Genomic DNA, 11,707 nt, shown 5'->3' on the forward strand with positions numbered 1-11,707 from the left:
ACGATGAGCCGCGCGGCACTGCTCGTCCTGGCCGACGGCCGCTTCCCCGCCGGCGGACACGCCCACTCCGGCGGGGCGGAGGCGGCCGTCCGGGCCGGCCGGCTCCGGGACGCCTCCGACCTGGCGGCGTTCTGCCGCGGCCGCCTGCACACCACCGGACTGACCACGGCCGCCCTCGCTGCCGCGGCCGCGCTCGGCATGGATCCCCTCGCCCTCGACGAGGCCGCCGACGCCCGTACGCCCTCGCCCGCCCTGCGCACCACGGCCCGCAAGCTCGGCCGGCAGCTGATGCGGGCAGCTCGCGCCACCTGGCCGGGACCGGGACTCGACGCGCTGGCCGAAGCCCGGCCGCGCGGCGCGCACCAGCCCGTCGTCCTCGGCGTGACCGCCCGCTCCGCCGGACTCGGTCCCGAGGACGCCGCCCACTGCGCGGCCTACGAAACGGTCGGCGGGCCGGCGAGCGCCGCCGTCCGGCTGCTCGGCCTCGACCCCTTCGAGGCCACCGCCGTGCTCGCCCGGCTCGCCCCCGACCTCGACGGCATCGCCCGACGGGCCGCGCACTCCGCACAGCTCGCCCTGCAGGAGGGCACCGACGCACTGCCGGCAGCCTCCTCGCCCCTCCTGGACATCGGGGCCGAGGCCCATGCCGTATGGCCCGTGCGTCTGTTCGCCTCCTGAACCGCCCCCCCCCTCGACCCCACCGGAGCCGCACCATGCACCTCGACCACCCCACGATCTATCCGCAGCGGCACACCCACAGCGCGGAGCCCGTCCGCCCCGACGGCACCCGGCGCGCCCTGCGCATCGGCCTCGGCGGGCCCGTCGGCTCCGGCAAGACCGCGACCGTCGCCGCCCTGTGCCGGGCCCTGCGCGACGAAATGTCCATCGCCGTCGTCACCAACGACATCTACACCCGTGAGGACGCCGAGTTCCTGCTGCGCAACGCCGTCCTGCCGCCCGAGCGCATCCAGGCCGTCGAGACCGGCGCCTGCCCGCACACCGCCATCCGCGACGACATCTCCGCCAACCTGGAAGCCGTCGAGGACCTGGAGGACGCCGTCGGGCCGCTCGACCTGATCCTCGTCGAGTCCGGGGGCGACAACCTCACCGCCACCTTCTCCAAAGGCCTCGTCGACGCACAGATCTTCGTGATCGACGTCGCCGGCGGGGACGACATCCCGCGCAAGGGCGGCCCCGGTGTCACCACCGCCGACCTCCTCGTCGTCAACAAGACCGACCTCGCCCCGTACGTCGGCTCGGACCTCGACCGCATGGCCCGTGACGCCGCCGAGCAACGCGGCGATCTCCCGGTGGTGTTCACCTCGCTGCGTGCCGCGGACGGCGTACGGCCGGTCGCCGAATGGGTGCGCGCACGGCTCGCCGGATGGACCGCCGCCGTATGACGCCGTCCGGCGTCCGCGCCACCGCCCGGATCGTCGCCAGGGCCGACGGGCGCGGCGGAACCAGCCTGCCGGTCCTCGACGGCCGGGCTCCGCTCGCCCCGCGCCGGACGCGCTCGCACGGCCCGGAAGCACGTGTCACCCTCGTCGGGGCGATGAGCGCGCCCCTCGGCGGGGACCGGCTGACGGTGGAGGCGGACGTGGGTCCGGGCGCCCGTCTGCACATCGCATCCGCGGCAGCGACGATCGCACTCCCGGGACGGACGGGCGACCCGGCCGCCTACGACGTCCGTCTCACCATCGGCGCGGACGGCGCACTCCACTGGCTGCCCGAACCGCTGATCTCCGCGCACGGCAGCGACCTGCGCATGCACACCCGCGTCGAACTCGACGCCGGCGCACGGCTGGTGCTGCGCGAGGAGCAGATCCTCGGCCGGCACGGCGAGCCGCCGGGCACCCTCATCAGCAGGCTCACCGTCCGTCTCGCCGGCCGTCCGCTGCTCGACCAGGAACTGGCCTACGGGCCGGGCGCACCCGGCGGATGGGACGGCCCGGCCGTGCTGGCCGGTCACCGGGCCGCAGGCCAACTCCTGGTCGTCGACACCGCTTTCACCGAGAAGCCGCCCGCCGTCCGCATCCTCGGCGACACGGCGGCCCTCACCCCGCTCGCCGGACCGGCAGCCCTGGTCACCGCCCTCGCCCCGGACGGACGCGGTCTACGAGCCGTCCTGGACACGGCACTTGACGAACTGACGCCCTGCTGACCCCGGGCCGTCGAGACCTCCGACGGCACACCGGGACGGCGAACGCCACCACAACCGGGATCCGGAAGTGCTGCTTCAGCGCGCTGAGCGGTACTCCGCTGAGCGGAAACCGCTGTCCGGTTATGGGTTCGGTAAAGAAACCCCTGTGCGATCTGGCCTGTTGAGTACCGGAAACGAAAGGATCAGCGACAGACCACGACGTATCGCGCCGCGCACACTGCGGCGCGCAGCAGGGGGAGGTACCACTTGAGACGCACAGCAGTGCTCGGCTCGGCCGGCACTCTGATCGCGGGAACACTCATCGCGGGCGCGATAGCCGCCCCGTCCGCCAGCGCCGACGCGCGCCGCCTCGGCAGCGCGGAGGACCGCGGTGTCCGCCTCGCCGCCGAGCGCGCGGCCAAGGCCGGCATCGGCTGGCAGGACTGCCCCGCCGACTGGGGCATAGAGAAGCCGATCCAGTGCGGCTGGGTCACCGTGCCGCTCGACTACGCCCGTCCGAACGGCAAGCAGATCAAGATCGCCGTGGACCGGATCGGGAACACCGGCACCAAGAAGGAGCGCCAGGGCGCCCTCGTCTACAACCCCGGCGGCCCCGGCGGCTCCGGAATGCGCTTCCCGCGCCGGGTCACGACCAAGAACCCGCTGTGGGCCAACGCCGCCAAGGCGTACGACTTCGTCGGCTTCGACCCGCGCGGCGTGGGCCACTCCACGCCCATCTCCTGCATCGACCCGCAGGAGTTCGTCAAGGCGCCCAAGCTCGACCCGGTCCCGGACAGCGAGGCCGACAAGCGCGCCCAGCGCAAGCTCGCCGCCCAGTACGCGGACGGCTGCGCCAAGCGCAGCGGCTGGATGCTGCCGCACATGACCACCCCCAACACCGCGCGCGACCTCGACGTGATCCGCGCCGCGCTCGGTGAGAAGAAGCTGAACTTCCTCGGCGTCTCCTACGGCACCTACCTGGGTGCGGTCTACGGGACACTCTTCCCCTCGCACGTCCGCCGCATGGTCGTCGACAGTGTGGTGAACCCCTCCAAGAAGAAGATCTGGTACCAGGCCAACCTGGACCAGGACGTCGCCTTCCAGATGCGCTGGAACGACTGGAAGGCGTGGGTCGCCAAGAACGACGCCGTCTTCCACATCGGCAACACCCCCGCGAAGGTCGAGCAGCAGTGGGTGAAGCTGCGGGCCACCGCCAAGAAGCGCCCCCTCGGCGGTGTCGTCGGACCGGCCGAGCTCGTCAGCTTCTTCCAGAGCGCGCCGTACTACGACTCCGCCTGGGTGCCGGTCGCCCAGACCTGGAGCAAGTACGTCGCCGGTGACACCCAGGCGCTCGTCGACGCGGCGGCCCCCGACCTGTCGGACACCGCGGGCAACATCTCCGCGGAGAACGGCAACGCCGTCTACACGGCCGTCGAGTGCGCCGACGCCAAGTGGCCCACCAGCTGGAAGACATGGGACCGCGACAACACCCGGCTGCACAAGAAGCACCCGTTCATGACCTGGGCCAACGCCTGGATGAACCTGCCGTGCGCCACCTGGTCGTCCAAGCAGCACACCCCGGTCGAGGTGCGCACCGGCAAGGGTCTCCCCGCCGTGCTGATCGTCCAGGCGACGCGTGACGCCGCCACTCCGTACGACGGCGCCGTCGAGCTCCACAAGCGGTTCAAGGGCTCGCGCCTGATCACCGAGAAGGGCGCCGGTTCGCACGGCGTCACGAGCATCGCCAACGCCTGCATCAACGAGCGGGTCGACACCTACCTGCTCACCGGCAAGGTGGACGGCAAGGACGTGACCTGCGCGCCGCACGCGGCTCCGAAGGCCCCCGCGGCCGCCGCCAAGGCGCCCGCCGTGGCCAAGGCCGACCTGCCGGCCGTTCCGTAACGGACCGGCACCCGGCGGATCGTCTCCGGGGCGGCGGGGCTCAGCCCCGCCGCCCCTGCGTCTGCCCGGCCTTCACATCGGCGGCGTACCGGTCGACGTACTCCTGACCCGACAGTCCGAGGACCGCGTACATGATCTCGTCGGTGACGGCCCGCAGCACCGCCTTCTGGTTCTCCATCCCGGCGAAGCGCGAGAAGTCCAGCGGCTCACCGAAGCGGATCGTGACCCGCTTGATCCGCGGTACGACCCGGCCGGGCGGCTGGATCTCGAACGTCCCGACCATCGCGCACGGGACGACCGGGACCCCTGCACGCAGCGCCATGACCGCCACGCCCACCTTGCCCTTGTACAGCCGGCCGTCGTGCGAGCGGGTTCCCTCGGGGTAGATGCCGAGCAATTCGCCCTTCCGCAACACCCCCAGGCCCTCCCGGATCGCGGCCTGTCCCGCGTCCTTGCCGGACCGGTCGACCGGGATCTGACCGGCGCTCCGGAAGAACGACGCGATCAGCCTGCCCTTCAGCCCCGGCCCGGTGAAGTACTCCGCCTTGGCGAGGAACGTGATGCGGCGCTTCAGGATCGCCGGCATCAGGAAGTGGTCGGAGAACGAGAGGTGGTTGCCGGCGACGATCGCGGCGCCCTCCGCCGGGACGTGCTCCAGTCCTTCGATCCGGGGCCGGAACAGCAGACGCAGCAACGGCCCGAGAACGACGTACTTGAGCACGTAATAGAACACAGGGCTGGCTCCCAACTCGTCACGGACGGTTCCGGGGATGTGCTCTTCGGCTTCGCAGGCGAGATCGAGGTGCGCCAGTTTAGGGGCATGTGTCGCCGGTTGTAACCACTGCTGCGCGCACCGTGACGGCCTCGGGGTGCGATCGCGCACGACGGGCGGCATGGGGGAGCGGCCGACGCGCAAGCCAAGGGTTCGGCCGACGCGAAGACAGGGGCCCAGCCGGGCCCGGAAGCCGGGGGAGCGGCCGTCCGGAGCAATCCGTCACGCCCGTGAGGAGGACTCGTGCGGCGCGCCTCCTCGCGGCCGGTGCCGGGCGGCTGTCGCCTGTGCCGGGGGGCTTCCGTCGCCACCCAGGAGGTCATCATGTGTTCACGGGCCACCGCACTCGCCGCCCGGGCCACCGCACTCACCGCCGCCACCCTGCTCGCGCTTGCCGCTGCCCCTGCCGAGGCCGCGCATGAGCCGGGGGACGAGGCGCCGCGGAGTGCCTTCTTCCTCACCATTTCCGGGTCGGGGAACACCTGGATCCGGGGGCTCGTCCTCAACTGCCCGCCGGACGCCGACTCCCCGCACCCCGACGCGGTAGCGGCCTGCGAAGCCCTCTCCGGGGTCCAGGGCGACTTCGAGTCGCTGTCGGGCGACTCACGGGTGTGCACGAAGGAGTTCGATCCGGTCACGGTCTCGGCGAGTGGGACGTGGCTGGGCAGCCCCGTCGTCTGGAGCAAGTCCTTCCCCAACGCCTGCGTGATGGAGTCGCAGAACGGGCCCGTCTTCCGGTTCTGACCGCTCCGACCGTCGCGAAGGGATCCTTGGGACCGTCCCGGCGCGTCAGGCCTTCTGCGAGACGATCATCCCCACGGTGATCAGGCCGAGCACCACCCAGCCGAACCACAGCCAGCCGTTGCTGCCCAGTGCCACCGTGTACGCCGTGACCAGCACCAGCGCACCGACGGTCACCCCGCCCATGGTCTTCACCGATCCGGGCATAGCGCACCCTCCTCAAGGACGCGGCCGTGGCCACCATCGTCCCCCGGGAGGGTGCCCCCGCGCTACCGGCCGCGTGCGTGCAGCGAGGCGAGGTAGGCGTTGTACGCCTCCAGCTCCTTGTCCCCGTCGCGGTCGGCGGCGCGGTCCTTGCGCCGCGCCTGCCGCTGCTCGGACTGATACCACTGGAACACCAGCGCGATCAGCACCAGCACGGACGGGATCTCGCTGAACGCCCAGGCGATGCCGCCCGCCGCCTGCTGGTCGGACAGCGCGTCGATGCCCAGCGAGGCCGGCGGATCCATGTACGGCCCCACCATCGGGGCACTCGCCATCATCAGCGCGATGCCGAAGAACGCGTGGAACGGCATGCCCGCGAACAGCTCCAGCATCCGCATCACGTAGCCGGGACGGCGCGGACCCGGATCCACGCCCATGATCGGCCAGAAGAACACCACTCCCACGGCGAGGAAGTGCACCATCATGGCGATGTGGCCGGGCCGCGTCTCCATCAGGAAGTCGAACAGCGCCGTGAAGTAGAGGCCGTAGAGACTCGCGATGAACATCGGGATCGTGAACGCGGGATGGGTGATCACCCGCATGTAGCGGCTGTGCAGCAGGGCCAGCAGCAGCTCGCGCGGACCCTTGCGACCCCGGCCGGCCACCGGCAGGGCCCGCAGAGCCAGGGTCACCGGCGCGCCGAGCAGCAGCAGGATCGGCGACAGCATGCTGATCACCATGTGCTGCACCATGTGCACGCTAAACATGACCATGCCGTAGTCGTTGAGCTTGGTGCACATCACCAGCACCACGCTCAGCACACCGACGGTGAAGAACACCGTGCGGTTCACCGGCCACGCATCACCGCGACGCCTCAGCCGGACCACGCCCCAGGCGTAGAGCGCGAGCCCCAGAAGGCTTCCGATCAGGAAGAAAGGGTCCCCGGACCACTCCAGGCCCCGTCCCAGCGTGAACGGCGGCAGATCCGCCGTCATGCCGTGCCCGCTGTGGTCCATCCGCTCACTCCTGATTCGTACCGGTTGTCCGGACCAGACTAGAACCGCCCCCGGTCGCGGCTGCGACCGGGGGCGGTTCCTTCACGGGCGGGCGGGTGTCACAGCACGCACTCGGCCTCGGCGTACCGCTCGGCGGGCACCGTCTTGAGCGTGGCGACGGCCTCGGAGAGCGGGACCATGACGATGTCCGTGCCGCGCAGGGCGGTGAGCATGCCGAACTCGCCGCGGTGCGCGGCCTCCACGGCGTGCCAGCCGAAACGCGTGGCCAGGACCCTGTCGTACGCCGTGGGGGTGCCGCCGCGCTGCACATGGCCGAGGATCACCGGGCGGGCCTCCTTGCCCAGCCGCTCCTCGAGCTCCACGGAGAGCTGGCGGGCCACGCCGGCGAAACGCTCGTGGCCGTACATGTCCTTGCCGCCCTCGTCGAACTCCATGCTGCCCTCACGGGGCTTGGCGCCCTCGGCGACCACGACGATCGCAAAGCGCTTGCCGGCCTCGAAACGCTCGCCGACCCGCCGGGTCAGTTCCTCGATGTCGAAGGGGCGCTCGGGCACCACGATGGCGTGGGCGCCGGCCGCCATGCCCGAGTGCAGGGCGATCCAGCCGGTGTGCCGGCCCATGACCTCGACGATCAGCACCCGCTGGTGCGACTCCGCGGTGGTCTTGAGCCGGTCGAGCGCGTCGGTGGCCACGCCGACGGCCGTGTCGAAACCGAAGGTGACGTCGGTCGACGCGATGTCGTTGTCGATCGTCTTGGGCACGCCCACGATCGGCAGTCCGGCCTCGGACAGCAGGTTCGCGGCCTTCAGCGTGCCCTCGCCGCCGATCGGGATGATCGCGTCGAGGCCGAGGTCGGCCACATGGCCCTTGGCCCGCTCGACACCGTCGACCAGGTGGGCGGGCTGTACCCGCGAGGAGCCGAGGATCGTGCCGCCGCGGGTCAGGATGCCGGCCACCGCGTCGAGATCGAGCTTGCGGTAGTCGCACTCCAGGAGGCCCTTCCAGCCGTCGTGGAAGCCGATGACCTCGTCGCCGTGGTCGACGACGGCACGGTGGACGACGGAGCGGATGACGGCGTTGAGGCCGGGGCAGTCGCCGCCGGAGGTGAGCACACCAATTCGCATTGCCCGGGAAACCTTTGCAACGTGGGCCGACGACCGGACCCCGTCGTCCGGTGGAATCCCCGCCACCCTACCGGCGCAGGGTGACGGGGAACGAACCGGACGTCCACACAGTGGACATCGGATTTTTGTACGGTCCGACTTCCAGCCGGCCATACCGGTCCGACTTCCGCCTGGCCGCACACACACCGGCTCCCCGGTCGCGGTGTCCGGCTCCGTGGCGGCACGGTCCGGCTCTATGGCAGTACGCCCCGAGTCCCCGGCCATCCGATCCGAGTCTCAGCCGGCGGACCGCCGGGGCGTCACGCGGGCTGGGTCGCCGCCGCGATGCGCTCCGCGCGCAGCGCCTCGTACCAGTGGTCGTCCAGCGGCGGCAGCGCGTTCACGTCGAGGGCCAGCTTCAGCAGCAGGTCCGCGATCTGCGGATTGCGCGCCATCACGGGACCGTGCATGTACGTGCCGAACACGGTGTCGTTGTACGCGCCCTCGGTGCCGTCGCCGGTGCCGTTGCCCCGGCCGATCCGGACCCGCGCGAACGGGCGGGCCGTCGGGCCGAGGTGGGTGACGCCCTGGTGGTTCTCGAAACCGGTCAGCGGGGGCAGGCCGAAACGCTCGTCGATGTCCGCCAGGACGTCGCCGACGCACCGCTCGCCCTCGCCACGGGTGGAGACCACGTCGATCAGGCCCAGACCGGGCTCGCGCTCGCCGAGGTCGTTGATGAACTCGTGGCCGAGGATCTGGTAGCCGGCGCACACCGAGAAGATGATCGCGCCGTTGGAGGCCGCCCGGCTCAGACCGCCGTCGCGGCGCAGCCGCTCGGCGGCCAGCCGCTGCGGCCGGTCCTCGCCTCCGCCGATGAGATAGATGTCACCGGAGGTCGGCACCGGCTGGTCGCTGCGCACGTCGACGCGGGTGACGTCCAGGCCGCGCTGCCGGGCCCGGCGCTCCACGACCAGCGCGTTGCCCTGGTCGCCGTAGGTGCTGAGCAGGTCCGGGTAGACCCACACCAGACGAAGGCTGCTCTCGCTCACTCTGTTGTCCCTTGTCCTCATGGGTCAGTTGCCGACGATCCGGCGCAGGTCCTGGAACGCCGTGTAGTTGGCGATCGTCTCGATCCTGCCGGGCGGGCAGAGCTGCACGGCCTCGTCGAGGGACTGGCACACCTGGAACTGCACGCCCGCGACCTCCAGCCGGACCGCCAGGTCGAGCTTGCGGTCGCCCAGCACGAAGACCGGGTGGCCGACGAGCCGGCCGTAGTCCACGTCCCACAGCCAGGAGGTGTCCGTGCCGTCGGCGCCCCGTGCGTTCACGGAGAGGATCACCGGGGCCGGCGGGCCGTCGATGAGGGAGAAGGTCTCCAGCCAGCCGGCCGGGTTCTTCGCGAGCAGCAGACGCAGGTCGCGGCCCTGGTACGACACCACGTCGTACCGGCCGGCCACCGCCTGGACCTGGTACATGCGCTCCAGCGCCACCTGCGGCGGCACCCCGAAGACCGCGGCGACCGCGGCGGACGTGGCAGCGTTCGCCTTGTTGGCGCGGCCGGGCAGCTGGAGGTGGATCGGCCAGGCCGAGCCGTGCGGGTCCAGGACGTGGTCGCCGCTGAGCACCCAGCTGGGGGCGGGGCGGCGGAAGCCGCACTCGCCGCAGAACCAGTCGTCGCCCGGGCGCTGCATCACACCGCCGCAGGCGGGGCAGGACCAGGCGTCGTCCTTCCACTCCTGGCCCGCGGCCACCCACACCACGGTGGGCGACGAGGAGGCGGCCCACACCACGAGCGGGTCGTCGGCGTTGGCGATGACGACGGCCTTGGTGCCGGTCAGGCCCTCGCGCCACTTCTCGGCCAGCATGCGGGTCTCCGCGGCGCGGTCGAGCTGGTCGCGCGACAGGTTCAGCAGCGCGATCGCCTTGGGCGTGGTGTCGCGGGCCACCCCCGCCAGGTACTTCTCGTCGACCTCGATCACGGCGTACTTGGCGTCCGAGCCGCCGGCCAGCGCCGACGTGATGCCGGCGGGCATGTTCGCGCCGAGCGCGTTCGACACCACGGGGCCTGCGGCCCGCAGAGCCTCGGCGATCAGCCGGGTCGTCGTCGTCTTGCCGTTCGTCGCCGACACCAGGACGACGTCCAGATGCTGGGCGAGCCGCCCCAGCAGATCGGGGTCGAGCTTGAGCGCCACCCGGCCGCCGATCACCGATCCGCTGCCTCGTCCGGCGGCGCGCGACACCGCCGCAGCGGCCTTGCCGGCCGTCACGGCCAGTTTCGCTCGCGGCGAAAGCGGCTCCGCGTTGCCTGCCATCGTCCTTGATCCTCCTTGCCTCGGTCGTGCTCAGCCTATCCAGATCAGGTCGAAGGCCCGAACGGCGGCACCTCCCGGAGCGGGCCGGGCCTGCCGGAACGTACCCTTGCGGCCATGCGACACCGTGTCATTCCCGGCAGTTCCGGACGGGTGCGAGCCATGACGCTCCTCCGCGATCCGGTGCTGCACGCGCCGTGCGAGCCCGTCACCGACTTCGGGCCGTCGCTGGCCCGGCTGGTCGAGGACATGTTCGCGACGATGTACGCGGCCGAGGGCGTCGGCCTCGCGGCGAACCAGGTCGGTGTCGCACAGCGGGTGTTCGTGTACGACTGCCCGGACGACGAGGACGTGCGGCACCTCGGCCACGTCGTCAATCCGCGGCTCGTCGAGGCCGACGGCATCACGGTGCGCGGTCCCGAGGGCTGCCTGTCCCTGCCCGGCGTCGAGGCGGGGACCGAGCGCTTCGACCGCGCGGTCGTGGAGGGCGTCACCGTCACCGGGGAGCCGGTCCGGGTCGAGGGGACCGGATTCTTCGCGCGCTGCCTCCAGCACGAGTGCGACCACCTCGACGGCACCGTCTACCTGGACCGGGTCACCGGGTGGCGCCGGGCCAGGGCCCTGCGCGCGGTGCGCAGGGCCTCCTGGTACCGGCCGAGCTCCTGACGTACCGGCGCGAACGGGCCGGACGTGACGTGGCGATGAGAACGGGCCCGACGTTCCGACGTGAACGGCCCGCCCCGCCGCCGCGGTGTCAGAAGCCGGGGCTGCCGGCCCGGTCGGCCACCGCGGCCAGCCGTCCCCACAGCAGGTCGGCGAGGCTGCGCACCAACTGGGCGCGGGAGCACGGGCGCTCACCGAGCCACCAGTCGCCGGCCGCGTGCATCATGCCGACGATGCCGTGGCCCCAGACGCGGGCGAGTTCCTCGCCGCCCGGACCGAGGTCGACGCGGTCGACGATGACCTTGCCGAGTTCCTCGCCGAGCCGGCGCAGCAGGGGGGCCGAGTGCAGACCGACCTCGAAACCCTGCTCGGCCTGCTGGGAGTCCTCGGCGGGGTGCATCAGGAAGCGGTAGACCTGCGGCCGGGCTTCGATCGCCGCGAGGTAGGTGTCCAACGTCGCCTCGACGCGTTCCCGGCGCTCCGCGGGGGCGTCCAGCGCCGTCTTCAGTGCCATGAGCAGCGCGTCGGTGTGCCGCTTGGCCAGGGCCCGGTAGAGGCCGCTCTTGTCGCCGAAGTGACGGTAGAGGATCGGCTTGGTGATGCCGGCCTCGGCGGCGATCGCGTTCATGGAGGCCTTGGGGCCGTCACGGAGAACCACCCGGTCCGCTGCCTCCAGCAGCTCCCGACGCCGGCGCTCGGCAGCCGACCGCTGCTGTCCGGTCTGCGTGGTGGTGTCCATTGCGTTCTCCCCGCCCTGTGCATTTTCCGTGATGACTGCGCAAAGTAACACCCGTGCCCTGGTGCGCGCTGATCGGTCCAGGCTGGTTGACACGCCGTACCAGCCGGTAACAGAC

13 protein-coding genes are annotated in these 11,707 nt (G+C 71.7%); 6 read left to right on the forward strand and 7 right to left on the reverse strand.

Annotated elements, in window-relative coordinates; all coding sequences use genetic code 11:
* The first annotated feature begins 3 nt into the window (after nucleotides 1–3).
* The 4 genes from ACZ4Z5_RS13370 (at nucleotide 4) to ACZ4Z5_RS13385 (ending at nucleotide 4,045) form a co-directional block, all read left to right on the forward strand.
* Nucleotides 4–678, forward strand: a complete 675-nt coding sequence (locus ACZ4Z5_RS13370; protein WP_468261113.1) for an urease accessory protein UreF — start codon at nucleotides 4–6, stop codon at nucleotides 676–678.
* Between the two features lie 35 nt (nucleotides 679–713).
* Nucleotides 714–1,403: an urease accessory protein UreG gene (ureG, locus tag ACZ4Z5_RS13375; RefSeq protein WP_468261116.1), complete on the forward strand. Its 690-nt coding sequence runs from the start codon at nucleotides 714–716 to the stop codon at nucleotides 1,401–1,403.
* Nucleotides 1,400–2,164, forward strand: coding sequence for an urease accessory protein UreD (locus ACZ4Z5_RS13380; RefSeq protein WP_468261119.1), 765 nt, complete (start codon nucleotides 1,400–1,402; stop codon nucleotides 2,162–2,164). The genes ureG and ACZ4Z5_RS13380 overlap by 4 nt, the downstream gene beginning before the upstream one ends.
* A 246-nt stretch (nucleotides 2,165–2,410) precedes the next feature.
* Complete coding sequence (locus tag ACZ4Z5_RS13385; RefSeq protein WP_468261122.1) at nucleotides 2,411–4,045, forward strand: alpha/beta hydrolase; 1,635 nt, start codon at nucleotides 2,411–2,413, stop codon at nucleotides 4,043–4,045.
* Nucleotides 4,046–4,085: 40 nt separating this feature from the next.
* On the opposite strand, the gene ACZ4Z5_RS13390 is transcribed toward ACZ4Z5_RS13385, so the two are convergent.
* Nucleotides 4,086–4,778, reverse strand: a complete 693-nt coding sequence (locus ACZ4Z5_RS13390; protein WP_468261124.1) for a lysophospholipid acyltransferase family protein — start codon at nucleotides 4,776–4,778, stop codon at nucleotides 4,086–4,088.
* A 363-nt stretch (nucleotides 4,779–5,141) separates the two neighbouring features.
* On the opposite strand from ACZ4Z5_RS13390, the gene ACZ4Z5_RS13395 reads away from it, so the two are divergent.
* On the forward strand, nucleotides 5,142–5,561 hold the full coding sequence (locus ACZ4Z5_RS13395; RefSeq protein WP_468261127.1) for an SSI family serine proteinase inhibitor: 420 nt from the start codon (nucleotides 5,142–5,144) through the stop codon (nucleotides 5,559–5,561).
* Nucleotides 5,562–5,606: 45 nt separating this feature from the next.
* Here ACZ4Z5_RS13395 and ACZ4Z5_RS13400 read toward each other — a convergent pair whose 3' ends face one another.
* The 5 genes from ACZ4Z5_RS13400 to ACZ4Z5_RS13420 form a co-directional block, all read right to left on the reverse strand.
* Nucleotides 5,607–5,765 carry a hypothetical protein gene (locus tag ACZ4Z5_RS13400; protein WP_468261130.1) on the reverse strand — a complete coding sequence of 53 codons (159 nt, stop codon included), beginning with the start codon at nucleotides 5,763–5,765 and terminating at the stop codon, nucleotides 5,607–5,609.
* A 62-nt stretch (nucleotides 5,766–5,827) separates the two neighbouring features.
* Nucleotides 5,828–6,778: a cytochrome c oxidase assembly protein gene (locus tag ACZ4Z5_RS13405; protein ID WP_468261133.1), complete on the reverse strand. Its 951-nt coding sequence runs from the start codon at nucleotides 6,776–6,778 to the stop codon at nucleotides 5,828–5,830.
* A 98-nt stretch (nucleotides 6,779–6,876) separates the two neighbouring features.
* A complete protein-coding gene (locus ACZ4Z5_RS13410) occupies nucleotides 6,877–7,902 on the reverse strand; it encodes a 6-phosphofructokinase (protein WP_468261136.1) in 1,026 nt (341 codons plus the stop codon).
* Nucleotides 7,903–8,201: 299 nt separating this feature from the next.
* The gene (locus tag ACZ4Z5_RS13415; RefSeq protein ID WP_468261138.1) at nucleotides 8,202–8,930 is read right to left on the reverse strand and encodes a type 1 glutamine amidotransferase; all 729 of its coding nucleotides are present in this window, start codon (nucleotides 8,928–8,930) and stop codon (nucleotides 8,202–8,204) included.
* 24 nt (nucleotides 8,931–8,954) lie between these two features.
* Nucleotides 8,955–10,193: a MurT ligase domain-containing protein gene (locus ACZ4Z5_RS13420; protein WP_468261141.1), complete on the reverse strand. Its 1,239-nt coding sequence runs from the start codon at nucleotides 10,191–10,193 to the stop codon at nucleotides 8,955–8,957.
* A gap of 114 nt (nucleotides 10,194–10,307) precedes the next feature.
* Between ACZ4Z5_RS13420 and def the strand changes: the two genes are divergently transcribed.
* Nucleotides 10,308–10,856, forward strand: a complete 549-nt coding sequence (def, locus tag ACZ4Z5_RS13425) for a peptide deformylase (protein ID WP_468261144.1) — start codon at nucleotides 10,308–10,310, stop codon at nucleotides 10,854–10,856.
* An 88-nt stretch (nucleotides 10,857–10,944) separates the two neighbouring features.
* Here the strand turns inward: def and ACZ4Z5_RS13430 are convergent, their stop codons facing one another.
* A complete protein-coding gene (locus ACZ4Z5_RS13430; protein WP_468261146.1) occupies nucleotides 10,945–11,592 on the reverse strand; it encodes a TetR/AcrR family transcriptional regulator in 648 nt (215 codons plus the stop codon).
* Nucleotides 11,593–11,707: the final 115 nt, after the last annotated feature.

The organism is Streptomyces sp. NPDC030222, from assembly GCF_055573115.1.

Bases quoted from the DNA above. Each gene is read 5' to 3' on its own strand.
- ACZ4Z5_RS13370 (WP_468261113.1), top strand. From the start codon at position 4: ATGAGCCGCGCGGCACTGCTCGTCCTGGCCGACGGCCGCTTCCCCGCC.
- ureG (WP_468261116.1), top strand. From the start codon at position 714: ATGCACCTCGACCACCCCACGATCTATCCGCAGCGGCACACCCACAGC.
- ACZ4Z5_RS13380 (WP_468261119.1), top strand. From the start codon at position 1,400: ATGACGCCGTCCGGCGTCCGCGCCACCGCCCGGATCGTCGCCAGGGCC.
- ACZ4Z5_RS13395 (WP_468261127.1), top strand. From the start codon at position 5,142: ATGTGTTCACGGGCCACCGCACTCGCCGCCCGGGCCACCGCACTCACC.
- ACZ4Z5_RS13400 (WP_468261130.1), bottom strand. From the start codon at position 5,765: ATGCCCGGATCGGTGAAGACCATGGGCGGGGTGACCGTCGGTGCGCTG.
- ACZ4Z5_RS13405 (WP_468261133.1), bottom strand. From the start codon at position 6,778: ATGGACCACAGCGGGCACGGCATGACGGCGGATCTGCCGCCGTTCACG.
- ACZ4Z5_RS13410 (WP_468261136.1), bottom strand. From the start codon at position 7,902: ATGCGAATTGGTGTGCTCACCTCCGGCGGCGACTGCCCCGGCCTCAAC.
- ACZ4Z5_RS13420 (WP_468261141.1), bottom strand. From the start codon at position 10,193: ATGGCAGGCAACGCGGAGCCGCTTTCGCCGCGAGCGAAACTGGCCGTG.
- def (WP_468261144.1), top strand. From the start codon at position 10,308: ATGCGACACCGTGTCATTCCCGGCAGTTCCGGACGGGTGCGAGCCATG.
- ACZ4Z5_RS13430 (WP_468261146.1), bottom strand. From the start codon at position 11,592: ATGGACACCACCACGCAGACCGGACAGCAGCGGTCGGCTGCCGAGCGC.